26 protein-coding genes are annotated in these 23,919 nt (G+C 65.1%); 12 read left to right on the forward strand and 14 right to left on the reverse strand.

Features of this window, described 5'->3' with window-relative positions:
- Positions 1 to 98: 98 nt before the first annotated feature.
- Complete coding sequence (locus tag VSR72_RS40100; protein WP_342957739.1) at positions 99 to 935, forward strand: EamA family transporter; 837 nt, start codon at positions 99 to 101, stop codon at positions 933 to 935.
- A gap of 14 nt (positions 936 to 949) precedes the next feature.
- On the opposite strand, the gene VSR72_RS40105 is transcribed toward VSR72_RS40100, so the two are convergent.
- The gene (locus tag VSR72_RS40105) at positions 950 to 2,557 is read right to left on the reverse strand and encodes a PLP-dependent aminotransferase family protein (RefSeq protein ID WP_342957740.1); all 1,608 of its coding nucleotides are present in this window, start codon (positions 2,555 to 2,557) and stop codon (positions 950 to 952) included.
- 127 nt (positions 2,558 to 2,684) lie between these two features.
- Between VSR72_RS40105 and gabT the strand changes: the two genes are divergently transcribed.
- Both gabT and gabD read left to right on the forward strand, forming a co-directional pair.
- On the forward strand, positions 2,685 to 3,977 hold the full coding sequence (gabT, locus tag VSR72_RS40110; protein ID WP_342957741.1) for a 4-aminobutyrate--2-oxoglutarate transaminase: 1,293 nt from the start codon (positions 2,685 to 2,687) through the stop codon (positions 3,975 to 3,977).
- Positions 3,978 to 4,092: 115 nt separating this feature from the next.
- Positions 4,093 to 5,544, forward strand: a complete 1,452-nt coding sequence (gene gabD / locus VSR72_RS40115; RefSeq protein WP_342957742.1) for an NADP-dependent succinate-semialdehyde dehydrogenase — start codon at positions 4,093 to 4,095, stop codon at positions 5,542 to 5,544.
- 86 nt (positions 5,545 to 5,630) lie between these two features.
- On the opposite strand, the gene VSR72_RS40120 is transcribed toward gabD, so the two are convergent.
- The 3 genes from VSR72_RS40120 to VSR72_RS40130 form a co-directional block, all read right to left on the reverse strand.
- Positions 5,631 to 6,248: a hypothetical protein gene (locus tag VSR72_RS40120; protein WP_342957743.1), complete on the reverse strand. Its 618-nt coding sequence runs from the start codon at positions 6,246 to 6,248 to the stop codon at positions 5,631 to 5,633.
- A 171-nt stretch (positions 6,249 to 6,419) separates the two neighbouring features.
- Complete coding sequence (locus tag VSR72_RS40125; protein WP_342957744.1) at positions 6,420 to 6,758, reverse strand: SAF domain-containing protein; 339 nt, start codon at positions 6,756 to 6,758, stop codon at positions 6,420 to 6,422.
- Positions 6,759 to 6,771: 13 nt separating this feature from the next.
- Positions 6,772 to 7,137 (reverse strand): A24 family peptidase, encoded by a 366-nt coding sequence (locus VSR72_RS40130; protein WP_342957745.1) that lies wholly within the window; start codon positions 7,135 to 7,137, stop codon positions 6,772 to 6,774.
- Between the two features lie 138 nt (positions 7,138 to 7,275).
- Here VSR72_RS40130 and VSR72_RS40135 point away from each other — a divergent pair, with 138 nt between their 5' ends.
- Positions 7,276 to 7,734, forward strand: coding sequence for a hypothetical protein (locus VSR72_RS40135; RefSeq protein WP_342957746.1), 459 nt, complete (start codon positions 7,276 to 7,278; stop codon positions 7,732 to 7,734).
- 96 nt (positions 7,735 to 7,830) lie between these two features.
- Here VSR72_RS40135 and pcaF read toward each other — a convergent pair whose 3' ends face one another.
- The 6 genes from pcaF to VSR72_RS40165 form a co-directional block, all read right to left on the reverse strand.
- Positions 7,831 to 9,033: a 3-oxoadipyl-CoA thiolase gene (pcaF, locus tag VSR72_RS40140; protein ID WP_324153557.1), complete on the reverse strand. Its 1,203-nt coding sequence runs from the start codon at positions 9,031 to 9,033 to the stop codon at positions 7,831 to 7,833.
- 306 nt (positions 9,034 to 9,339) lie between these two features.
- Positions 9,340 to 9,660 (reverse strand): cytochrome o ubiquinol oxidase subunit IV, encoded by a 321-nt coding sequence (gene cyoD / locus VSR72_RS40145; RefSeq protein WP_342957747.1) that lies wholly within the window; start codon positions 9,658 to 9,660, stop codon positions 9,340 to 9,342.
- Positions 9,661 to 10,272, reverse strand: coding sequence for a cytochrome o ubiquinol oxidase subunit III (cyoC, locus tag VSR72_RS40150; RefSeq protein ID WP_342957748.1), 612 nt, complete (start codon positions 10,270 to 10,272; stop codon positions 9,661 to 9,663). It abuts the gene before it with no gap.
- Complete coding sequence (gene cyoB, locus VSR72_RS40155) at positions 10,272 to 12,281, reverse strand: cytochrome o ubiquinol oxidase subunit I (protein WP_342957749.1); 2,010 nt, start codon at positions 12,279 to 12,281, stop codon at positions 10,272 to 10,274. Before cyoB ends, cyoC begins: the two co-directional genes overlap by 1 nt.
- Positions 12,282 to 12,286: 5 nt before the next feature.
- Complete coding sequence (gene cyoA / locus VSR72_RS40160) at positions 12,287 to 13,180, reverse strand: ubiquinol oxidase subunit II (protein ID WP_342957750.1); 894 nt, start codon at positions 13,178 to 13,180, stop codon at positions 12,287 to 12,289.
- Between the two features lie 431 nt (positions 13,181 to 13,611).
- Positions 13,612 to 13,827 carry a hypothetical protein gene (locus VSR72_RS40165; RefSeq protein WP_342957751.1) on the reverse strand — a complete coding sequence of 72 codons (216 nt, stop codon included), beginning with the start codon at positions 13,825 to 13,827 and terminating at the stop codon, positions 13,612 to 13,614.
- On the opposite strand from VSR72_RS40165, the gene VSR72_RS40170 reads away from it, so the two are divergent.
- Positions 13,826 to 14,650, forward strand: a complete 825-nt coding sequence (locus VSR72_RS40170) for an IclR family transcriptional regulator (protein ID WP_342957752.1) — start codon at positions 13,826 to 13,828, stop codon at positions 14,648 to 14,650. The genes VSR72_RS40165 and VSR72_RS40170 overlap by 2 nt on opposite strands.
- 29 nt (positions 14,651 to 14,679) lie before the next feature.
- Here VSR72_RS40170 and VSR72_RS40175 read toward each other — a convergent pair whose 3' ends face one another.
- The 4 genes from VSR72_RS40175 to phnF form a co-directional block, all read right to left on the reverse strand.
- Complete coding sequence (locus tag VSR72_RS40175; RefSeq protein ID WP_342957753.1) at positions 14,680 to 15,609, reverse strand: LysR substrate-binding domain-containing protein; 930 nt, start codon at positions 15,607 to 15,609, stop codon at positions 14,680 to 14,682.
- Positions 15,610 to 15,722: 113 nt separating this feature from the next.
- Complete coding sequence (gene phnN / locus VSR72_RS40180; RefSeq protein WP_342957754.1) at positions 15,723 to 16,274, reverse strand: phosphonate metabolism protein/1,5-bisphosphokinase (PRPP-forming) PhnN; 552 nt, start codon at positions 16,272 to 16,274, stop codon at positions 15,723 to 15,725.
- Entirely contained in the window at positions 16,271 to 16,999 is a 729-nt protein-coding gene (locus VSR72_RS40185; RefSeq protein WP_342957755.1) for a DUF1045 domain-containing protein, read from the reverse strand. The genes phnN and VSR72_RS40185 overlap by 4 nt, the downstream gene beginning before the upstream one ends.
- Positions 16,996 to 17,751: a phosphonate metabolism transcriptional regulator PhnF gene (gene phnF / locus VSR72_RS40190; RefSeq protein WP_342957756.1), complete on the reverse strand. Its 756-nt coding sequence runs from the start codon at positions 17,749 to 17,751 to the stop codon at positions 16,996 to 16,998. The genes VSR72_RS40185 and phnF overlap by 4 nt, the downstream gene beginning before the upstream one ends.
- A 209-nt stretch (positions 17,752 to 17,960) precedes the next feature.
- Between phnF and phnG the strand changes: the two genes are divergently transcribed.
- The 7 genes from phnG to VSR72_RS40225 all read left to right on the forward strand — a co-directional run.
- The gene (phnG, locus tag VSR72_RS40195) at positions 17,961 to 18,488 is read left to right on the forward strand and encodes a phosphonate C-P lyase system protein PhnG (RefSeq protein ID WP_342957757.1); all 528 of its coding nucleotides are present in this window, start codon (positions 17,961 to 17,963) and stop codon (positions 18,486 to 18,488) included.
- Positions 18,485 to 19,126 carry a phosphonate C-P lyase system protein PhnH gene (gene phnH, locus VSR72_RS40200; protein WP_342957758.1) on the forward strand — a complete coding sequence of 214 codons (642 nt, stop codon included), beginning with the start codon at positions 18,485 to 18,487 and terminating at the stop codon, positions 19,124 to 19,126. The genes phnG and phnH overlap by 4 nt, the downstream gene beginning before the upstream one ends.
- Entirely contained in the window at positions 19,126 to 20,256 is a 1,131-nt protein-coding gene (locus tag VSR72_RS40205) for a carbon-phosphorus lyase complex subunit PhnI (RefSeq protein WP_342957759.1), read from the forward strand. The genes phnH and VSR72_RS40205 overlap by 1 nt, the downstream gene beginning before the upstream one ends.
- Positions 20,253 to 21,182, forward strand: coding sequence for an alpha-D-ribose 1-methylphosphonate 5-phosphate C-P-lyase PhnJ (locus tag VSR72_RS40210; protein WP_342957760.1), 930 nt, complete (start codon positions 20,253 to 20,255; stop codon positions 21,180 to 21,182). The genes VSR72_RS40205 and VSR72_RS40210 overlap by 4 nt, the downstream gene beginning before the upstream one ends.
- A complete protein-coding gene (gene phnK, locus VSR72_RS40215; RefSeq protein WP_342957761.1) occupies positions 21,179 to 21,949 on the forward strand; it encodes a phosphonate C-P lyase system protein PhnK in 771 nt (256 codons plus the stop codon). The genes VSR72_RS40210 and phnK overlap by 4 nt, the downstream gene beginning before the upstream one ends.
- An 88-nt stretch (positions 21,950 to 22,037) precedes the next feature.
- On the forward strand, positions 22,038 to 22,754 hold the full coding sequence (gene phnL, locus VSR72_RS40220) for a phosphonate C-P lyase system protein PhnL (protein WP_342957764.1): 717 nt from the start codon (positions 22,038 to 22,040) through the stop codon (positions 22,752 to 22,754).
- Between the two features lie 47 nt (positions 22,755 to 22,801).
- Positions 22,802 to 23,919: alpha-D-ribose 1-methylphosphonate 5-triphosphate diphosphatase (locus VSR72_RS40225; protein ID WP_342957762.1), on the forward strand; the 1,118-nt coding region annotated here is incomplete at its 3' end.

The raw sequence follows: 23,919 nt of genomic DNA on the forward strand, positions 1-23,919 counted from the left end.
GCTTTTTGCTATTTCTGGCGGCCACACGCGTTCGCTGGAATAATCACACGATTGCGGCCGCAACGGCCCGCGCCTCTAACAAACCATTCGTAATCCCGATGGCCAGTTTCGTCGTCTTGCTGGTCCTGCTCTCGGCACTCATGCACGCGAGCTGGAACGCCTTCCTCCATCTCTCGGGCGACCGCCTCTGGCTGCTCGGCATGTTCTCGGTGCCGTACATCGTTGTGAGCGCGATCGCCGTGTGCGTGCTGCCGCTGCCCGCGCAGGCGAGCTGGCCGTATATCGCGGCTTCGGTCGTGCTGGAATTCGTGTACTGCTTCACGCTGATCCGCGCCTACCGCAGCGGCGACTTCGGGCAGATCTACCCCATCGCGCGCGGGCTTTCGCCCATGCTCGTGTTTGGCGGCGCCCTCGTGTTCGCGCACGAAGAACTGCATGCGCTAGCGGCCACGGGCGTCGTGCTCGTTTCGCTCGGCATCATGTCGCTCGCGTTCCGGCGCGGCATGCGCTTTTCGGGCGAGAGCGTGCCGTATGCGCTGCTCACGGGCCTATTCATCGCGATGTATTCGATCGTCGACGGTCTCGGCGCGCGCCTCGCTGGCAACGGCATCAGCTACATCATGTGGGTGTATCTGCTCTGGAACGTCCCGCAGTTTCTCGTGGTCTGCAAGCTGCGCGGCGGCGTGGCGAAGATGTTCACGTCGACGTCCGCCGTCGCGCGCGGCATGCTTGCGGGGGTGCTCGCGCTCACGGCGTATTGCCTCGTGATCGAGGCGTTTCGTTATTTGCCTATCGCGATGGTTTCCGCGCTGCGCGAGCTGTCGTCGATCTTCGCTGTGCTGATCGGCTGGCTGTTTATGAATGAGAAGCTCACGGCGCGGCGTGTGGTGGCGTGTGCGTTGGTGACTTGTGGGGCGGTGTTGATTCGGCTGTGATTGGCCTGTTGTCGCTATACGAACGCCGGCAACGTCGTATCGATCGCCTCCGCAAGCGTTTCAAACGCGGGCGCGATCTCCTCATCCGGTACGCACGCATAGCCGATCAACAAGCCCGGGTTCGCGCGCTCGCGCGACGAGTAATACCCCGAAAGCGGCCGCACCACGATATTGCGCGCGAGCGCGGCTTCGGCCACGGCGCGGTCGTCGCTGCCTTCAGGCAGTTGCATCACAACGTGCAGGCCCGCGTCGCCGCCCATGGCGGGCAGCGCGTCACCATAGCGGCGAGAAACCACATCGAGCAGCACCTGGCGGCGCTGGCCGTAGAGCGCGCGCATCTTGCGGATATGCGAGGTGAAATGCCCTTCGGCGATGAACTCCGCGAGCACGGCCTGCTGCAGCAATTGCCCCTCTCGGTACAGCTCCGCGCTCGCGGTCGCAAAGCTTTCCGCGAGCGCTTCCGGCGCGACGAGATAACCCACGCGCAGACCCGGAAACAGCGTCTTGCCGAAGCTCCCCACGTAGATCACCTGCCCTGCCGTATCGAGCCCCTGCAACGACGCGAGCGGACGGCTGCCGTAACGGAACTCGCTGTCGTAGTCGTCCTCGATGATCCAGCACTGATGCTGGCGCGCGTACTCGAGCAACATGCGGCGGCGCGCGAGGCTCATCACCATGCCGAGCGGGTACTGGTGCGAAGGCGTGACGAGCATGAGCCGCGGCGGCGGTGCGGCGAAGTCGGCGGGCGACGGGTTGAGGCCTTCGCTGTCCACCGCGATTGGCCGCGTGTTGAGGCCCGAGACGTGCAGCACGCTGCGCACGCCCCAGTAGCACGGGTCTTCGGTCCAGATGGTGTCGCCGGGGTCGGAGAGCAGACGCACGGCCAGGTCGATGGACTGGTGAATGCCCGTCGTGATGATGATCTGCTCCGGCGAGCAGCGCACCGAGCGCGAGGTGCGCAGATAGTCGGCAAGCACGTGACGCAGGAGCGCCAGGCCGCCGCCGGGCGCGTAGGTCAGCAGGTCGGGGCGGAGGCTGCGCCAGTACTTGTTGTGCAGACGCGTCCAGACGCGTGCGGGGAAGCGCGAAACGTCGGGCACGCCGGGCATGAACGCGCCGCCCTGGCGCTTGGATACGCCCGCGCTGGTAATCAGGCGCGTGCCGCGTGCCGAGAGTGCGCGCGCCATGGGGCGCTGCGGGTGCGTGGCGGTGGCGGTGGCGGCTAGCGTCTCCGCGCCCTGCACGTCCTGGCGGTTAGTTGCAACTCCGCCAGCACTCTGCACGGCTCCTGGCAACTCGACGTTTTTCCGCACTTGCGTAGAGCCAATTTCGGTCGCTCCCACGATCTCATCGGGCGACGTATCCGCCACGAATGTGCCCCGCCCCGTTGCAGACGTGACATAGCCTTCGAGCACCAATTGTTCGTAGACCTGCGTCACCGTATTGCGCGCAATGCCGAGTTCCGCCGCCAGCAGCCGCGACGACGGCACCCGCGCCCCCGCCGGCAGTTCGCGCGACAGGATCGCCTGCTGCAGCAGCTTGTGCAGTTGCCGGTACACCGGCTGGGCGCTTCCGCGGTCGAGCCGTTGGGCCAGCCAATCAGAGAGAACACTCGCACGCATCGAAATTGGCTCCTAAAGATTGCACTGAATGGCTCTGAAATTTAGAGCCAAACGTGAGTATAGTCGCGACATGGACTACTCGCTGGTCCGCCAACCAATCTCAGAACTGACACCGATTCCACAGGAGATGAACGTGAGCAAGAACGCCGATCTGCAAAGCCGCAAGAACGCTATTACCCCGCGCGGCGTGGGCGTGATGTGCGACTTCTACGCCGAGCGCGCCGAGAACGCCGAGTTGTGGGACGTGGAAGGCCGCCGCTTCATCGACTTCGCCGCCGGTATCGCCGTGTGCAACACGGGCCACCGTCATCCGAAGATCGTCGCCGCAATCAAGGCGCAGCTCGACCAGTTCACGCACACCGCCTACCAGATCGTGCCGTACGAGTCGTACGTGTCGCTCGCCGAAAAGATCGCCCAGCGCGCGCCGGGCAGCTTCGCCAAGAAGGCAGCCTTCTTCACCACGGGCGCCGAAGCCGTCGAAAACGCCGTCAAGATCGCTCGCGCCCACACGGGCCGTCCGGGCGTGATCGCCTTCGCGGGCGGCTTCCACGGCCGCACGATGATGGGCATGGCGCTCACGGGCAAGGTCGCCCCGTACAAGCTCGCATTCGGCCCGTTCCCGGCCGACGTGTACCACGCTCCGTATCCGAACTCGGTCCACGGCATCAGCACGGCTGACTCGCTCAAGCACATCGACATGCTGTTCAAAGCCGACATCGATCCGAAGCGCGTCGCCGCGATCATCTTCGAACCGGTGCAGGGCGAAGGCGGCTTCTACCAGGCGCCCGCCGACTTCGTGCGCGGCCTGCGCAAGATCTGCGACACGCACGGCATCCTGCTGATCGCCGACGAAGTGCAAACGGGTTTCGCGCGCACCGGCAAGCTGTTCGCGATGGAACACTACGACGTCACGCCTGACCTCATGACGATCGCCAAGAGCCTCGCAGGCGGCATGCCCCTCTCGGGCGTGGTGGGCCGCGCGGAAGTCATGGACGCGGCAGCGCCCGGCGGCCTCGGCGGAACGTACGCCGGTAACCCGCTCGCCGTGGCGTCGGCGCACGCGGTGATCGAGATCATCGAAGAAGAGAAGCTCTGCGAGCGCGCCACGAAGCTCGGCGACAAGATCAAGGCCAAGCTCAACGCAATGAAGGCCGACGTGCCGCAAATCGTCGACGTGCGCGGCCCCGGCGCGATGAACGCCGTGGAGTTCTGCAAGCCCGGCACGAACGAAGCCGACGCCGACTTCACCAAGCGCGTACAAACGGCAGCGCTCAATCGCGGCCTGCTGCTGCTCGTGTGTGGCGTGTATTCGAACGTCGTGCGCTTCCTGTTCCCGCTGACGATCCAGGACGCCGTATTCGACGAAGCGCTCGCGATCCTCGAAGAGTCGATCAAGGAAGCCGTGGGCGTGCCGGCGTAAGCCTTCACACCATTCGGGCTCGCGTGCAGCGAGCCCACCACGTAACGGCACACCGGCGCTTGCCGCTGTGCCGTTCGTTTTTCTAAACGAATTGAAGTCAGTCCGGAGTTCCAGCATGAACCTGAAAGACGCATCGCTGCTGCAGACCAACGCCTTCATCAACGGCGAATGGCAAGGCGCCGAAGACGGCGCCACGTTCGAAGTGAAGAACCCCGCCACCGGCGCACTGATCGGCACGGTACCGCGCATGGGCGCCGCCGAAACGCGCCGCGCGATCGCCGCCGCGAATGCTGCATGGCCCGCGTGGCGCGCGAAGACCGCGAAGGAACGCAGCGTCATCCTGCGCAAGTGGCACGACCTGATGATGGAAAACGCCGACGACCTCGCGCTCATCCTCACCACGGAGCAAGGCAAGCCGCTCGCCGAGGCGAAAGGCGAGATCGGCTACGCTGCGTCGTTCCTCGAATGGTTCGCGGAAGAAGGCAAGCGCATTTACGGCGACACGATCCCCACGCCCGCCAATGACAAGCGCATCGTCGTGACGAAGGAACCCGTGGGCGTGTGCGCCGCGATCACGCCGTGGAATTTCCCCGCTGCGATGATCACGCGCAAGGTCGGCCCCGCGCTCGCGGCAGGCTGCCCGATCGTGCTCAAGCCCGCCGAAGCCACGCCGTTCTCGGCGCTCGCGCTGGCCGTGCTGGCCGAGCGTGCGGGCGTGCCGCGCGGCGTATTCAGCGTCGTGACGGGCGACCCGAAGGCGATTGGCGGCGAACTCACGAGCAACCCGACCGTGCGCAAGCTCTCGTTCACAGGCTCGACCCCGGTGGGCCGCCTGCTCATGAGCCAGTGCGCCTCGACGGTCAAGAAGGTCTCGCTCGAACTCGGCGGCAACGCGCCGTTCATCGTGTTCGAAGACGCCGATCTCGACGCAGCCGTGGCCGGCGCCATCGCCTCGAAGTATCGCAACAGCGGCCAGACCTGCGTGTGCACGAACCGCTTCTACGTGCACGACGCAGTGTACGACGCGTTCGCCGCCAAACTGCGCGACGCGGTTGAAAAGCTCAAGGTCGGTCTCGGCACCGAGGCCGGCGTGACGCAAGGCCCGCTCATCAACGAAGCGGCCGTGCTGAAGGTGGAATCGCATATCGAAGATGCGCTCGCGAAAGGCGCTCAGGTGACCACCGGCGGCAAGCGTCACGCGCTCGGCCACGGCTTTTTCGAGCCGACCATCCTCACGGGCGTCACGCCCGCGATGAAGGTTGCACGCGACGAAACCTTCGGTCCGCTCGCGCCGCTGTTCCGCTTCTCGTCGGATGAGGAAGTGATCAGGATGGCGAACGACACAGAGTTCGGTCTCGCCGCCTACTTCTACAGCCGCGACATCGGCCGCGTGTGGCGTGTAGCGGAAGCGCTCGAATACGGCATGGTGGGCATCAACACCGGTCTGATCTCAAACGAGGTGGCGCCGTTTGGCGGCGTGAAGCAGTCGGGCCTCGGCCGCGAAGGCTCGCACTACGGCGTGGACGACTACGTAGTGATCAAGTACATGTGCATGGCAGGCATGTAACGACCAGACGAAAAACGGGCGCCTTTTCAGGCGCCCGTTCGGAACGTAAAAAGCCGGCGCACCGCAACGCGCCGGCTTTTTTTTGCTTACTGCGTGGCGCCGACCGGCGTCACCTGCGTTGCATAAGCGGAGACGAACACAGCGTGGATGGTGTCGCCAACCTTCAAGGTCTTGAGGTCGACATCGGGCGTAGCCTGGAGCGTGACAGTCTGATACGCGCCGCGCAGCGTCACTTCGCGCTTCTTCGCGTTGATATGCTGCACCGTGGCCTGGACTTCGACCTGGCGCGCGGCGTCGTAGCCCGACGATGCGGGCAGATACACATTGGTATCCACGCGCTTGCGAATACCCTTGTCCTTGCCCGTTACCTTTTCGGCCGTCACGAGCAGCGCGTTCTTGTAGAGCACGTCGACGGTGTCGCCCACGTTGAGTTGGTCGAAGTTGCTGACCTGCTGGCTGAGCGCGATATCGGCATCATTGCCGCGCGGGCCGCGCAGTGTGACGACGCGCGCTGCGCGATCGATGCCGACGATCTTCGCCTGGATATGCACGGGCGGCGCGTTGGCAATGATTTCTTGCGCCGCGCTGGCAAGCGCACTTTGACCCTGCGGCGCCGACGCAGGCGCGTCGTTTTGTGCAAGCGCCGCCTGCGAAATGCCGACGCCCACCACCCATGCCGCCACCAGTATCGCTGCCTTCGTCATTCACATTCTCCTCGTTAAGATGCTTTGAATCGGTTGCTGAATTTGCATCGGCGTGGCGCCGAAGTGCGGCCGATTCTACGCGCGGCTTTTAAAACGAGGACGCTACCTGGCCGGAAGCGGGTCAAGTTATCGCCAACTAATACCGCTAATTACCAAGTAGTTTGCAGCGACTCAAACTCCTGTGTGATTGCGCGTTGAAACGAATCGCGAAATTGTTGCGTAGCGCGAAATACTTTTTTCGCACTTTGGAATCATGCGACGACCGTTCATCGGGAATTGGAGCGCTCGACCTCGATCGCCAGGAGCCGCGAACGCGCTGGGCGGGACGCTGTCCCTCGGCCAGTTGATGGTGCGAACCATCGCTTCATTGAGCGGCTGACCGAGATTGATGTCGTCGGCAGCGACGGTAACGCGCACCGCTGTCCCCGATGAGGTCCAAATCAGCCATCGCGATGCGAACAGCGCCGCAGCAAAGCCGGTAAGCATGGAAAGAGTGCGCCTGTTTTTCATGTCGACATCCTAATCAAATTGCGTCGTTCGGCAACATGCCGTGCGGCGCCTCGCTGGTTGCGTGTCGATGGGCGAGCAGCCTGGAAAGCCGTCCGCGCACGAGAACCAGTGCGAGGGCCCGGCCGCCGAAGAGGAAGGTCATGATCGCGACGGACAACGTGGCCTCGGGTCCGACCCAGGCGCCGACGAGCATCAGGAGTTTCACATCGCCCGCGGCCGTGCCGCCGAGCAGATAGACAGGAAAGAGAAGGGCAAAGCCCGCGAGAATGCCCTCGATCCACTGGGCGAAGTACGCCGCGCGAGCGGCTGCGTAATCAGGATGCGAGGGGAAGTTGCAGAAAGTTTTTTGAAAGTTTGCACTCCGTACACCTCCGTACACCTATGTCGTCGCGCGGCCGCAATAACGGGCCACACCGACAGACTCGATACAGCACTTACAGACGATTACACATGGGGCCCACCTTGCGCTCGGCGCTGCTCATAGAATCGACGCGTCGAGAGTCTTAGGGAGACGAGAATGAGAAAAGCACGAACGATCATCGCAACGGCGGCCTGCTTGCTGGCTTGCGCTTCGGTTTCTGCTTACGCCCATGGTGGCGGTGGCGGCGGTGGTAACGGAGGCGGCAACGGCGGAGGGAACGGCAACGGCGCCGCGCTGGGTGCGGGCGTGGGCCATGCGAGCGCTGGCCACACGGACGGGATGTCGCTGGGCCATATGAGCCGTGCCGGCTTCAGCCACACGAACAGCCATGTTTCGGCGGACCGGGACAAGGGACTCGCCCGAGCGGGTGACCGCGCGGGTCACCACGCGCACAGCCATAGTCTGCATGCGGACGGCAGGTCGGCAAGCCATATGAGCGAACGCGGCTTGAGCGAAACGAACAGTCACATCTCGGCCGACCGCGACAAGGGTCTTGCGCGGGCGGCGGACCGTTCGGCGCTGCCGTCGCAGCCGCACGCGGGCGACCCTACCTGACCCGCAGCGTCGCAAGGCTAGACCCAAGCGCGCAGCAAAACTAAAAGCCGCGGATCAAATCGATCCGCGGCTTTTTCAATTCAGAGCAGCCAACAATCAGACGCGCTCGATAGCGATCGCAATCCCCTGCCCCACGCCGATACACATCGTGCAAAGCGCAAAGCGCCCTTGCGTGCGATGCAGCTGATACGTCGCGGTCGTCACGAGGCGCGCGCCGCTCATCCCGAGCGGATGGCCAAGCGCAATCGCCCCGCCGTTAGGATTGACACGAGGATCGTCGTCGGCAACGCCGAGCATGCGCAGCACCGCGAGCCCTTGCGAAGCAAACGCTTCGTTCAACTCGATAACATCGAACTGGTCGATGGTCATGTTCAGACGCGCAAGCAGCTTCTGCGTAGCGGGCGCCGGGCCAATACCCATCACGCGCGGCGCGACGCCAGCCGTTGCGATACCCAGCACGCGCGCACGCGGCACGAGCCCGAAGCGCTTCGCGTTTTCCTCATTGGCGAGCAGCAGCGCACACGCGCCATCGTTCACACCCGAAGCATTGCCGGCCGTCACCGAGCCATCCGGGCGCACGACGCCCTTGAGCTTCGCGAGCGCTTCGAGGCTGGTCTCACGCGGATGCTCGTCACGCGAGAAAACAATCGGATCGCCCTTCTTCTGCGCAATCGTCACCGCGACGATCTCCTGCGCGAGCGTGCCGTCCGCCTGTGCGCGAGCCGCCTTCTGCTGGCTGCGAACCGCAAACGCGTCTTGATCGGCACGGCTCACGTTGTAATCGACGGCGACGTTTTCGCCCGTTTCCGGCATCGAATCGACACCGTATTGCTGCTTCATCAGCGGATTGACGAAGCGCCAGCCAATCGTCGTGTCATAGATCGCGGCGTCGCGCGAAAAGGCGCTCGCCGCCTTGCCCATGACGAACGGCGCGCGGCTCATGCTTTCCACGCCACCCGCAATCATCAGCCCGGTCTCGCCGGACTTGAGCGCGCGCGCGGCGATGCCCACGGCGTCCATGCCGGAGCCGCACAGACGGTTCACCGTCGAGCCCGGCACGGCCTGGGGGAGGCCCGCCAGCAGCGACGACATGCGCGCGACGTTGCGGTTGTCCTCGCCTGCCTGGTTCGCACAGCCGTAGATGACGTCGTCGATCGCCGTCCAGTCCACGTCCTTGTTGCGCTCCATGAGCGCCTTGAGCGGGACCGCGCCGAGGTCGTCGGCGCGAACCTGGGCCAAGGCGCCCGCGTAGCGGCCGATAGGCGTGCGAACCGCGTCGCAGATGAATGCTTCCGTCATGTGAGTCTCCTTTCGATCGCAGGCACCAGGTGCGATCCCATGCAAAGATGATTGAGATTGACGGACTGCGCGGGCGAAAATGGGTGATCGAACGCGCACGTCCTCGTGCGATTTGTTCGACTGACGAACTGATGATCGTTAATCGAACAATTTGACGGCCATAATAGGCGTGTCCCGTGACGGGTGTCAAGCACGCGGACCGAGCGCCAAAAGCGAAAAAGCCGCACAGGACAGGTGCCCGTGCGGCTTTGCAAACTCGTCTGCAAGTTCAGGCGGGCGCGAGGCGCCAGCCAGTAAAGCAAACGCTTAACGCGACATCATGAGCATGCCGACGTTGTGCATGACCCAGATCGTGCCGAAGATCAGGAACGCGGCGGCCAGCACCGTGTACGCGAGCGACAGCACGTTCCAGCCCTGCCCCGGCGATGTGTTCAGATGCAGGAAAAACACGAGGTGCACGATCACCTGCACGAATGCGAGCACCGCGATCACGATGATTGCCGTGGTGGCATCGAGCGCGCCGTGCAAGACAACGCCGAATGCGCCCGCGGTAAGCAGCACCGAAAGAATGAACCCTGCCACATAGCTGCCGAGGCTGCCGTGCGACTCTGCATGAGATTGAGCCATTTAGAGCACGCTCCCCAGATAGACAAAAGAAAACACGCAGATCCACACCACGTCGAGAAAGTGCCAGAAAAGGCTCAGGCACGTGAGGCGGCGGATTTCCTGCTCGCCCAGCTGCCGTGCGCGAACCACCTGGATCATCATCACGAGCATCCACAGCAGGCCGAAGAACACGTGCAGACCGTGCGTGGCGACCAGCGTGAAGAACGACGAAAGGAAAGCGCTGCGCTGCGGGCCGGCGCCTTCTGCGATCAGATGCGAGAACTCGCGCAGTTCGAGCACGAGGAACGACGCACCCAGAATGAAGGTGACGGCGAGCCAGCCGAGCACCATGCCGTTCTTGCGCTGGTGCGCGCCGAGCATCGCGAAGCCGTATGTGATGCTCGAAAGCAGCAGTACGGCCGTTTCGAGCGCCACGCCCGGAATGTCGAACAGGTCCTTGCCCGTGGGGCCGCCGGCAAACTGGTGGCCCAGCACGCCAAACGTGGCGAACAGCGCCGCGAACAGCAGGCAGTCGGTCATCAGGTAGACCCAGAAACCGAATACCGAGTGCGACTGCGGGTGATCGTGGTGATCGAGTTCGGCAAGGGTTGCCGCATTGGTTTTCTGTAACATCAGACTGCCTCCTCGGCGACCAGGTCACGCTTGGCCACGACCGCGCCGGTGCCAAAGCGCCGTTCTTCGATCTCGCGGACCTTCGCGGCCGGAATGTAATAACCGTCGTTGTTGCCGAAACTCTTGAGGATGACCGTCAGCACCACGCCGACGAAGCCGAGCACCGCAAGCCACGTGATGTGCCACACCGCTGCAAAGCCCAGCACGAGGCTGAAGATGCCGATGATGAAGCCCGCCGCCGTGTTGGACGGCATATGGATGTCCGTGTACTTCGCCGCGAGGCCGGGCGCGCGGCCTGTTTCCTTCATGTGCGCGAAGGCGTCGATGTCGTCCACGTGCGGAATGACCGCGAAGTTATAGACAGCCGGCGGCGACGACGTTGCCCATTCGAGCGTGCGGCCGTCCCACGGATCGCCGTTCACGTCCTTGCATTCGGCCTTGTTGCGGTTCACGAAGGCCATCACCCACAGCAGGACCTGGAACACGATGCCGAGCGCGATGATCGCCGCGCCAATGGCGGCAACGATGAAGTACGGATGCCATTCGGGCACGTCATAGTGGTTGGTGCGACGCGTTGCGCCCATGAAACCGAGCACGTAGAGCGGCACGAACGCCACATAGAAGCCGACGAACCAGCACCAGAACGACGCCTTGCCGAGCTTTTCGCTGGGCTTGAGGCCAAACACCTTCGGGAACCAGTACTGCAGGCCCGCGAGGTAGCCGAACACCACGCCGCCGATAATCGCGTTGTGGAAGTGAGCGATCAGGAAGAGCGAGTTGTGGAGCACGAAGTCCGCACCCGGAATCGCGAGCATCACGCCGGTCATGCCGGCGATCGAGAACGTCACCATGAAGCCGACGGTCCAGAGCACGGGCGCGGTGAAGTGCACACGGCCGCGATACATCGTGAACAGCCAGTTGAAGATCTTCACGCCGGTTGGAATGGCGATGACCATCGTCGCGATACCGAAGAACGCGTTGACGTCGGCGCCCGAACCCATCGTGAAGAAGTGGTGCGCCCACACGAGGAACGCCAGCACCATGATCGCGCACGAGGCGTAGACCATCGTCTTGTAGCCGAACAGCGGCTTCTTGCAGAACGTGGCCATCACTTCCGAATAGATGCCGAATGCGGGCAGCACGAGGATGTACACCTCGGGGTGGCCCCACGCCCAGATCAGGTTCAGATACAGCATGGCGTTGCCGCCGAGTTCGTTCGTGAAGAAGTGCGTGCCGACATAGCGGTCGAGGCCGAGCAGCGCCACGGCGATCGTGAGGATCGGGAACGTGGCCATGATGAGCACGTTCGAGCACAGCGCCGTCCACGTGAACACGGGCATCTTCATGAGCGTCATGCCAGGCGCGCGCATCTTGATGATCGTGACGAAGAAGTTCACGCCCGTAATCAAGGTGCCGACGCCGGAGAGCTGGACCGCCCAGATGTAGTAGTCCACCCCCACGTCCGGACTGAACTGCAACTCCGAGAGCGGCGGATACGCGAGCCAGCCGACCTTCGCGAATTCACCGATCACGAGCGACAGGTTGATGAGGATCGCGCTGATCGCCGTCATCCAGAACGAGAGCGAGTTCAGGAACGGGAACGCCACGTCGCGCGCGCCGATCTGCAGAGGCACGACAAGGTTGAAGAAGCCGACCATGAGCGCCATCGCCATGAAGAAGATCATGATGACGCCGTGCGCCGTGAAGATCTGGTCGAAGTGATGCGGCGGCAGATAGCCGGGCGAATCGAACGCCATGGCCTGCTGGATGCGCATCATGACCGCGTCGGCGAAGCCGCGCACGAGCATGAGCACCGCCACGATCATGTACATCACGCCGATGCGTTTGTGGTCCACGCTCGTGAGCCACTCGGTCCAGATGGTCTTCCACTTGCCGGTCACGGTGACGAGACCGAGCACGCCGAGGACGATCAGCGCCATGAACGCCGCCGCGCCCATGATGATGGGCTGATCGAACGGGATCGCCTCTAATGTGAGTTTTCCGAACATGCTGCTTACCCCTTGGTCACGCAGGACGGGTCGAAAGTCGTGACGTGCCCGTTGTTGTACTTCGCGATGATGTTGTTGAAGAGCTTCGGGTCGACGGTCGAGAAGTACTGCACCGGCGCCTTCTCCTGCGGCTTCGCAACCGTTGCGTACTCGTCCATCGAGAGCTGGGTGGACGACGTCTTCACCTTTTGCACCCACGCGTCGAAGTCCTGCTGGCTCGTGGCGAGCGTGCGGAACTTCATGTCCGAGAAACCCTTGCCGCTGTAGTTGGACGAGAGACCGTCGAAATCGCCCGCTTCGTCGGCGATCAGGTGCAGACGCGTTTGCATGCCCGCCATGGCGTAGACCTGGGTGCCGAGCTGCGGGATGAAGAACGAGTTCATCACCGAGTCCGACGTGATGCGGAAGTTGACCGGCGTGCCCACCGGCACGGCGAGCTGGTTCACCGAGGCAATGCCGAGGTCCGGGTAGATGAAGAGCCACTTCCAGTCGAGCGCGACGACTTCGACGTTGATGGGCTTCACGCTCGACTCCAGCGGCTTGTACGGGTCGAGTTCGTGCGAGGTGCGCCACGTGAGGATGGCGAGGAACAGGATGATCGCGGCCGGAATGGCCCAGACCACCACTTCGATCGCCGTGGAGTGGGCCCACTTCGGCGCGTAGGTCGCGTTGCGGTTGGAGGCCCGGTAGCGCCACGCGAACAGCAGCGTCAGGATGATGACGGGCACCACGACCAGCAGCATGGCCCACGTGGCCGTGAGGATGAGCGACTTCTCGGCCACGCCCACGCTGCCCTTCGGGTCCAGCACGGCAAAATTGCCGCTGCACCCTGCAAGAGAAACGAGCAGCCCGCTGCCGAGGGGGATTAACCACCTTTTAAAGGCTTTTCTGTCTTTCATGTTTGCCTGTTCTTCCGTTGTCCACCAAAACGCGTAACACCAAACACATCTGCATCGCAAAATCGCCACGCAAAATGCACCCGTATCGTATTCAGCGCGATTCTACGGAAAGCCCCAATCTCAAAATTTGATCTTTGCTAAGGATTCGCCAGCGGGACAAAGGTCGCCCAGGCAAGCGCGACGGAAAGCCGCAATTATCTTTCCAATAGCTTTCATCTCGCAAACGCTTGCTGCTCGCAGGTTTCAGCGTGATGGTCAGCGCGCGAGCAAGCGAAGGGGATGACCGAAGGCGTGCGCGGCGTGACCGGAGAATTGTCAGAAGATGTGCTAATTCATTCGAATCTAGACATTCCTTTTGTCTCACTTTAATTGCGAGCCGATCCGATATTGCGATTTTTATAATCGACTGCGGCGTCAATTCTTTTGGGCCGTTAAAAATTGACCACAATCAAATTGCCAAACATTAAATGACGTGGCGTGCGCATTTGACGCATGACACGCCTTGGCGCACGATCGATGTTCACCTGTGCGCCCTGCTCCGAAGTCTTGCGGTCCCCTTGCCTCGCCCGCTTGTTGGCGAAACCGATCGCTTGCGTTATCTTGATAGGTTCTTCAAGCGCCGCCGCAACATCGAACGCCACGCCCATGAATTCTGCTTCCAGTGCCTCGCCAGACCGCTCCGCCGACCAGCAGGAGATCCCCGAAAAGCCGGGCGACTCCTATGTGCAGTCGTTCGCGCGCGGGCTTTCGGTGATCCGCGCGTTCAACGCCGAGCATCCCGAGCAGACCCTCACCGACGTCGCCGCCGCCACGGGCCTCACGCGCGCCGGTGCGCGCCGCATTCTGCTCACGCTGCAGACGCTCGGCTATGTCGAAGCGGAGGGGCGGCTCTTTCGCCTCACGCCGCGCATTCTCGACCTCGGCTTCGCGTACCTCACCTCGATGCCGTTCTGGAATCTCGCCGAGCCGGTGATGGAAGCGTTGTCGCAGGAAGTGCACGAGAGCTGCTCGGCGGCCGTGCTCGACCGCACCGAGATCGTCTACGTGCTGCGCGTGCCCACGCACAAGATCATGACGATCAACCTCTCGATCGGCAGCCGCCTGCCCGCGTACTGCACCTCGATGGGGCGCGTGCTGCTCGCCTCGCTCGACGACGCCGCGCTAGACGAAGCGCTCGGCTCCTCGCCGCTCTACGCGCATACGTCGCGCACGGTCACCGACGTCGGCGAGCTCAAGAAGATCATTGGTCAGGTGCGCCAGCAGGGCTGGGCGATCGTCGATCAGGAACTGGAAGGCGGGCTCATCTCGATCTCCGCGCCTATCCGCAACCGGCAGGGCCGCGTGATCGCCGCGATGAACATCAGCGGCAACGCGCAGCGCACCTCGGCCAAACAGATGGTGAAGACCTTCCTCGACCCGCTTCAGCAAGCCGCGGCGCGCGTCTCCGGCATGGTCGCGCGGCGCACCTGAGCAAGCCGCCCCGGCGCGCTCAACGCGCTTCAGGCAACGTCGGCAAACACCTGCACGAGCCAGTCGGCGAACGCGCGCACGCGCAGCGACAACTGGCGATTCTGCGGATACAGCACCGAAACCGGCAAAGGCGGCGGCGGATGGGCGGGCAGCACGACGCACAGTTCGCCGTTGGCAAGCAGATCGCGCACGCGGTAGCGCGGCACCTGCACGATGCCGAGCCCCGCTAGCGCGCCCGCCGTGTAGAGTTCCGCGCCGTTCACGGCCACCGGGCCCGGCAGCGTCACGCGGGCGACGCCCTCGGGTGTCGAGAATTCGAGCGGAAGCGCGCGCCCTGTGGCCGGCGAAACATAGTTGACTGCCCGATGACCGGGGCTACCCAGCCGGCCCGGATTGTCCGTCTGCCTGCCGGCAAGCGCCTCGATCGACTCCGGGTCGCCGTGCCGTTCGAGATACGCGGGGCTCGCGCAGGTCACCTGCTCCAGCAGCGCCACGCGCCTCGCGATCATCGAGGAGTCGGCAAGCTCCCCCGCACGCAGCACGCAGTCCACGCCCTCGCGCACGAGATCGACGAAGTGGTCGCCCGAGCCGATGAAGAGCTCGACGCGCGGATAGCGCGCGAGAAAGTCGGGCAGGTGCGGCATCACGAAATACTGCGTGAGCGTGCCCTGCATGTTCACGCGCAGCCGCCCCTGCGGATCGGTATCGCGAAACGCCTCCTCGGTTTCCTCGAGGTCGGCGAGCAGGCGCATGCAGCGCTGGTAGTAGGCGTCGCCATCGAGCGTCGGCTTGACCTGGCGCGTGGTGCGCTCGAGCAGGCGCACGCCAAGGCGCGCTTCGAGGCGCTTGATCGAATTGGTGACCGTCGCGCGCGGCAGGTTCAGATCCTCGGCCGCCTGCGTGAAGCTGCGACGGTCGACGATGCGCGTGAAAATCTGCATCTCCTGGAAGCGGTCCAAGGGCATTCTCGTTGAGTTCTCGGGTCGCCTGCATCTTCTCACGGCAACCGCGCCCAACCAAAAATCCCCCCGCCGGTTCGAGCCCTTAAGCGGCTGTTAAGCGGCGGCGCTGGCTACCCAGCCTCCACCTGCCGCACGAGCTTGATGAACGCGTCGCCCGCTTCCTCCAGGTGCCCCGAGTTGTCGATGCGCGCGAACGCCGCGCCCCGCGGCACCTCGAACGGCGCGCGCCGCGCAAGACGCAACGCAACCTGTTCGGGCGTTTCGCGCGCACGCGAAGCGAGGCGCGCGGCGAGCACGTGCTGCGCGGCTTCGATGTGCACGAGCGTCATGCGCGGGTAGCGCTCGAACGCCTCGCCCGCGTAGGCGCGCGAACCGTTCACCACGACGGTGCAGCCCAGCGCAATCCATTGGTCGATCTCCACGCCCACGCCGTAGCGCAGCGCGTGGCTGCGCCACTGCAATGCGAAGAGACCGCGCTCCGAACGCGCCTCGAATTCGGCTTCGGTAAGCGCGACGTGGTTCTCGCCGCCGCTGTCTTCGCGCGTGATGTAGCGATGCGCGAACACGACGTCGTCGCCAGACAGGCGCTCGCGCGCGTAACGCAGCAGCGTGTCCTTGCCCGCGCCCGAAGGCCCCATTACGTAGATCAGGCCGCCCTTCATGCACGACCCTCCGCGAACGGCAGGCGGCGCCACAGCGCGAACGGGGCGCCCGGCTCGGGCTCGACGAAGAGCGCCGCGCCGTCCACCGGCAGAGGGTTTGCGTCGCGCATCCGGGCATTCCAGGCATCGACGAGTTGCGCGCACGTTTGCGCGTCGTTCAGCGAATCGGATAGCGTCATGTGAAAGCGGAATTCTTCGAACACGTACGGGTAGCCCCACTCCTCGACGTAAGCGCGCTGGCGCGGCGTGAGCGGCGCGTCCAGCCGCTTCGCGAGTTCGGCGCGCGTTTGCGGGGCGCGCAGCGAACCGAGCGCGCGCAGTGCGTTGGCAGCCAGTTCGCGCAGCGCGGTTTCGCCGGCATCGTCGGCTGGGCGCAGCGCCACGAAACGGCCGAGCAGCGCCGCTTCGACGCTGGCTTCGAAGCGCGCCTGCTCCTGCGCCCACCGCTGCGCGGCGGCAAGAAACGCAGCAGGCGAAACGCCCTGCGCAAGACGGAACGGCGGCACGAGGGTGCCGTGCCAGCCATAGCGGCGTGGCGCGACCGTGAGCGTTTCGAGCGGCTGCGGCAGGCCCGCGAACCACGTCGGCGGCGCGAGGGTGCCGCCCGTCTCCGGATCGCGGCCAAGCCATGCGCAGCCCGCCTGCCACCACACCGAATCGCGCGGCGGCGCATAGTAAAGCGCGAAGCGCGTGGCTTCGTTCCAGTCGTCGTGCAGCACGCTCATATGTCGTGCTCCACCATCAGCTGCACGCGGTCGGCGGCGAAGTGCGTGATGCCGTACTTGATCGGCACGCCTTCGAGATCGACGTCGACGTTTTCCACCCACAGCACCGGCTGCTGCCGGTTGATGTTCAGGCGGCGCGCCACCTCGGCCTCGGGCAGCACGCTGCCGATACGGCTCCATTTGCGCAGGTAGTCGGTCACGCCGTATTCGGCGAGCGCCTTCGAGGTGCTGTCGACGCGCTCCATGACGACGGGCAGATCGGCGAAGCGCGCGGCGGGATACCAGCTGCGCGCATAAGTGAGCGGCACGCCGTCCGACTCGTGCAGCGTTTCGAGCCGGTACACGAGCGCGCCCGCGCGCAGGCCGAGCGCCTTGGCGACCGTGGGGTCCGCCTTGCCGCGCGACGAGGCGAGCAGCTTTCCCGCCGCCGCATGCTGATGGCGCTTCAGGTTCTCGGTAAAGCGCGTGCGCTTGCCGATGGTGTAATCGATCGCGCCGGGCTGCACGAAGGTGCCGCGCCCCTGCTCCACGCTCACGAGGCCCAGCGCCGCGAGACCCAGCATCGCGCGCCGCACCGTGTGGCGGTTCACGTCGAAACGGCGCGCAAGCTCGCCCTCGCTAGGCAGCCGGCCGTCCTCGCCAAAGCCCTTCGCAGCGATCTCCGCCGCGAGGATCTGCTCGATCTGCCGCCACACCGCCACCCCCGCACCGCGCTCAAGCAGGCTGGCGGGCGCCTCGTCGTTCGATGTCATGGTGCTGTCATTCCTCTCGGTTCCAATAGCGTTTTGTGCATTGTAGTGCGCAGGGCGTGATGGAAATATGAAAACCTCCATTGCGCCCGCTTGAGATGACTGTACCACTAAACGTCTAGACGTTTAGATGAATAGATGGTTCAATCGAGACTGTTCGAGAGGCGCAGTTGCCACGTCCGTTCTCACCCGTTCACGACACAGGAACTCCGATGAACGCTTCCTCCACCCCGTCCTCCGCATCGGCCACCCGGCGCGCATGGATGGCCGTTCTCGCGCATACCCCGCGCCCCGAGCTTGAAGCGGCGCTCAGCGTTGCGCTCGCCGGCGCGCCTGAGCCCGCTTTCGACTGGCTGCGTCCGCCTCAAACCGGGCTTGCCATGGTGCGCGGGCGCATTGGCGGCACCGGCGACGCCTTCAACCTGGGCGAAGCCACCGTCACGCGCGCCACGCTGCGCCTGCGCACCTCGGGCACTGAGGGCGCCGAGGGCACGAGCGGCGCGGATGCCAACCAGCCCGGCCCGGTCGGCGTGGCCTGCCATCTGGGCCGCGACAAGCGCCGCGCCGAGCTGGCTGCGCTCGCCGATGCACTGCTGCAATTGCCCGCGCGCCACGACCAGTTGCACGCACGCTTGATCGCGCCGCTTGCCGCACGTCTCGCCGCACAACGCGATGCCCGCCGCGCCGACGCCGCCAGCACGCGGGTCGAGTTCTTCACGATGGTTCGAGGTGACGCATGAGCAACGAACGCAATGCCATGACGCCCGATTTGCTCGCGGCGCTCGCGCCCGGTTTCGGCGATCCGGTTCACGACACGCAGACCGTGTTCCGCACGCTGCTCGACGCGCTCGCGCGCCCCGGCACGACCGGCGTAATTGAAACGCCGCTGCCGGCGGCCACCGCGGCGGATGCGCCCCCCGCGCGCGCCGGCCTCGCCGCGTTCGCCTCGCTGCTCGCGCTCGCAGACTACGCCACGCCCGTTTGGCTCGCCCAGAGCGACGCCGCGCTCGCAGCCGCACTGCGCTTTCACGCAGGCGCGCCGCTTGCACAGCAAGCGCGCGAAGCCGCATTCGCCTACGTGCACGACGCCTCTGCGCTGCCGCCGCTCGAAGCCTTCGCGAGCGGCACGCCCGAGTCGCCGGAGCAGTCGGCCACCGTGTTCGTGCGCGTCGATTCGCTCACCGGCGGCGCGCCGCTCACGCTGCGCGGCCCCGGCATCGAAACGACCTGCAGCATCGCGCCCGTCGGCCTGCCCGAGCGCTTCTGGCGCGAACGCGCCGCCCTCGCGCCGCACTTCCCGTGCGGCATCGACTTCTATCTCGTGTGCGGCGACCGCCTGATGGGCCTGCCGCGCACCACTCTCGTGGAGATGCACTGATGTACGTCGCCGTCAAAGGAGGGGAGCGCGCGATCGAAGCGTCATGGCGCCTGCTCGACGAGGCGCGCCGCGGCGATACGCGCGTGCCCGAGCTGAGCGTCGTGCAGATCCGCGAACAGATGCGCCTTGCCGTTGCGCGCGTGATGGCCGAAGGTTCGGTCTACGACGAAGAACTGGCCGCGCTCGCGATCAAACAGGCCGCAGGCGATCTCGTCGAAGCGATCTTTTTGCTGCGCGCCTATCGCACTACGCTGCCGCGTTTTGGCTACACGCAGCCGGTCGAAACGGAAAACATGGTGGTGGAGCGCCGCATTTCGGCCACCTTCAAGGACGTGCCCGGCGGCCAGGTGCTCGGCGCGACCTACGACTACACGCAGCGCCTGCTCGACTTCGCGCTGCTCGCCGAAGGCGACGATGCCGCGAGCGCCGCGCCCCGCGCGCAGCACGCAGCCCCGCCCGAAGAAGCGATGCCACGCGTGGTCTCGCTGCTCGACATGGAAGGCCTGATCGAGCAGGAAACGCGTTCGGCGCAAGCGCGCGAGCCCGGCGACCTCTCGCGCGAGCCGCTTGCGTTCCCCGCCGACCGCACCGTGCGCCTGCAAAATCTCGCACGCGGCGACGAGGGCTTCCTGCTCGCGATGGGCTATGCCACGCAGCGCGGCTATGCGCATTCGCATCCGTTCGCGGGCGAGATCCGCTTTGGTTCGGTGTGCGTAGAAATGGTGCTGGACGAACTCGGCGAGGCCGTGGAAATCGGCGAAATCGACTTGACCGAGTGCCAGATGATCAACCAGTTCGCGGGCGCGAAAGACGTGCCGCCGCAATTCACGCAAGGCTACGGTCTCGCGTTCGGGCATGCGGAGCGCAAGGCCATGGCGATGGCGCTCGTGGATCGCGCGCTGCGTGCCGAGGAGCTGGGCGAGACGATCGCCTCGCCGACTCAGGACATCGAATTCATGCTCTCGCACAGCGACAACGTGGAAGCCTCGGGCTTCGTTCAACACCTAAAGCTGCCGCACTACGTGGACTTCCAGGCCGAACTGGAACTCGTGCGCAAGCTGCGCGCGCAGCACGAAAGCGGCACCGATGCCGGCGCCGATGCGGGCACAACCGACAAGGAGGCGGCATGAACGCGCCCGATACCTTGCAATCCACCGCAGCCGAAGTCGCGTCGCATGAAACGCAGGCCGTCTCGGGCTACAACTTCGCGTACCTCGACGAGCAGACCAAGCGCATGCTGCGCCGCGCGCTGCTCAAGGCCGTGGCCGTGCCGGGCTACCAGGTGCCGTTCGCCTCGCGCGAAATGCCGTTGCCGTATGGCTGGGGCACGGGCGGCATTCAGGTGACGGCAGCGATCATCGGCGCGAAGGACACGCTCAAGGTGATCGACCAGGGCTCGGACGACACCACGAACGCCGTGAATATCCGCCGCTTTTTCGCGCGCACGACGGGTGTGGCCACCACGCGCCGTACGAGCGAGGCGTCGATCGTCCAGACGCGTCACCGCATTCCCGAAACGCCGCTCACGGACAAGCAGATCCTCGTGTACCAGGTGCCGATGCCCGAGCCGCTGTTCCGGTTGGAACCGCGCGTGGCCGAATGCAAGAAGCTGCACGCGCTGGCCGACTATGGCCTCATCAGCGTGAAGCTTTATGAGGACATCGTGCAGCACGGCAGCATCGCCACAACCTACGACTACCCGGTGACGGTGAACGGCCGCTATCTCACGTCGCCTTCGCCGATTCCGAAGTTCGACAACCCCAAGCTCCATATGAACGCCGCGCTGCAGTTGTTCGGCGCCGGGCGCGAGCGCCGCATCTACGCGATACCGCCGTACACGCCGGTCAAGAGCCTCGATTTCGACGACCATCCGTTCGAAGTGCAGCGCTGGGAACACGCATGCGCGCTGTGCGGCTCGCGCGAGAGCTTCCTCGACGAGATGATCGTCGACGACGCGGGCAAGCGCATGTTCGTGTGCTCGGACAGCGACTATTGCCACGACCGGCGCGAGCAGATCGATGCGCACGCAATGAACAAAGCAGGAGAAAAAGCATGACGCCGCTGCTCAGCGCAAGATCGCTCACGAAGCAGTACGGCGGCCGCAACGGCTGCCGCGACGTGAGCTTCGACCTGTATCCGGGCGAGGTGCTGTGCATCGTCGGCGAATCGGGCTCGGGCAAGACCACGCTGCTCAACACGCTCGCGCTGCGCACCGGGTCCGACTCGGGCACGCTGCATTACACGAACGCGAACGGCGAAACGCTCGACCTGCGCACGCTTTCCGAGCCGCGCCGGCGCCTGCTCGCGCGCACCGAATGGGGCTTCGTGCAGCAGAATCCGCGCGACGGGCTGCGTGTGGGCGTGTCCGCTGGCGCCAATATCGGCGAGCCGTTGATGGCCGTGGGTGCGCGCCATTACGGGCAGATCCGCAGCACGGCGCAGCAGTGGATGCAGCGCGTGGAGCTGGACGCCCAGCGCATCGACGAATTGCCCTCGGCGTTTTCGGGCGGCATGCAGCAGCGTCTGCAAATTGCGCGCAATCTCGTCACGGGGCCACGCCTCGTCTTCATGGACGAGCCTACGGCGGGTCTCGACGTGTCCGTGCAGGCACGCCTGCTCGACCTGCTGCGCACGCTCACTAGCACGCTGCATCTTTCGGTGCTGATCGTCACGCACGACATTGGCGTGGCGCGCCTGCTCGCGCATCGCTTGATGGTGATGCAAGGCGGCACGGTGGTCGAATCGGGCCTGACCGATCAGGTGCTCGACGACCCGCAACATCCCTATACGCAGACGCTGGTGGCATCCGTGCTGCCGGTCTAGGATGATCGACATGACTTTCACTTCATCATCGGCCATTGCGCAGCACGCGCCGCATGGCACGCGCGCGTTCATCGAACGCCCCGCGCTCATGCTGCGCGCCGAAGACGTGCGCAAGACCTTCACGCTCCACGGCCAGGGCGGCATCGGCATCGAAGCGCTCGCGGGCGTTTCGCTCGACGTCGAGCGCGGCGAATGCATCGTGCTGGTCGGGCCCTCGGGCGCGGGCAAGAGCACGTTTTTGCGCTGCCTGTACGGCAACTATCTCGCGAGCGGCGGCTCGATCGCGATCCGCGACGAAGGCGCGCCGCTCGAACATCTGGAGATCACGGGTGCCGCGCCTCACGACATCCTGCGGCTGCGCCGCAACGTAGTGGGCTACGTGAGCCAGTTTCTGCGCGTGATTCCGCGCGTGAGCGCGCTCGATATCGTGGCTGCGCCGCTCGTCTCGCGCGGCGTGGAAGAAGACGAAGCCCGCGAGCGCGCGCAAACTCTGCTTGCGCGCCTGAATGTGCCGCAGCGCCTGTGGCCGCTCGCGCCCGCCACGTTTTCGGGCGGCGAGCAGCAGCGCGTGAACATCGCGCGTGGCTTGATCGCGCAGCACCGCGTGCTGCTGCTCGACGAACCCACGGCCTCGCTCGACGCGGAAAACCGCGAAGTCGTCGCGAGCCTGATTGGCGAAGCGCGCGAGCGCGGTGCGGCGATCGTCGGCGTATTCCACGACGAAGACACGCGCGAGCGCGTCGCCACCCGCGTACTCGAACTCACCGCACCGCGAGCGCAAGCGCCGCTCACTGCGGCGGCCTGAATACCGCCTGAACGGCGCAAACCGATATCTGACAACGGAGCTTGACGATGTTGATCAAGAACGCTCGCATCGTAACGCGAGACGAAGTTTTCACCGGCACGCTAAGCGTGGAAGACGGCAAGATCCGCGACATCTCGCGCGGCTCGAGCGCCGCGCCCGAAGCCGAAGACTGGGAAGGCGACTTCCTGCTGCCCGGTCTCGTCGAACTGCACACCGACAACCTGGAAAAGCACCTCGCGCCGCGCCCCGGCGTGCACTGGAACACCGACGCCGCGTTCGTCATTCACGACGCGCAGATCGCCGCCGCTGGCATCACCACGGTATTCGACGCGCTCGCCATCGGCACGCGTCTCGCCGTGGGCGTGCGCGGCCGCGACGTGCAGCTCGCGAGCGCCAACGCGCTCCAGCGTTTTTCCGAGCGCAACCTGCTGCGCGCCGAGCACTTCCTGCACTTGCGCTGCGAAATCGCCACCGAAGACGTGATCGAGCTGTTCGACACGCTGAGCGGCCACCCGCTGCTGCGCCTCGCCTCGGTGATGGACCATACGCCGGGTCAGCGCCAGTGGCACGACCGCGCGCAGTGGCGCCGCTTCCAGGAACGCCACGGCAAGTGGACCGACGAGCAGACGAACATGATGCTCGCCGAAATGGCCACCGAGCAGGAGCGCTACGCCGACGCGCACCGCCTCGAAATCGTGCAGCGCTGCCGCACGCGCGGCATCCCGCTCGCGAGCCACGACGACACGCTCGTGGAGCACGTCGAGCAGGCCGCCGCGGAAGGCATCGTGCTCGCCGAATTCCCGACCACGCGCGTGGCCGCCGAGGAAGCGAGAAAGCGCGGCATCGCGACGATCATGGGCGCGCCGAACGTGGTGCGCGGCGGATCGCACTCGGGCAACGTCTCGGCGCTGGAGCTGGCGCAGGCCGATTTGCTCGACATCCTCTCGTCCGACTATGTGCCGTCGAGCCTTCTGACCGCCGCGTTCGACCTCGTGACGAAAGCCGACTGGACGCTGCCGCGCGCGCTCGCCACCGCCTCGTGGGAACCCGCCCGCAAGTCGGGCCTGCACGATCGCGGCGCGATCGTGCCGGGCCTGCGCGCGGACTTCGTGCGCGTGACGATGCTCGACACGCTGCCCGTGCCGCGCTCAACGTGGCGCGCGGG

The organism is Paraburkholderia sp. JHI869 (assembly GCF_038900775.1).
Taxonomy (GTDB): Bacteria; Pseudomonadota; Gammaproteobacteria; order Burkholderiales; family Burkholderiaceae; genus Paraburkholderia.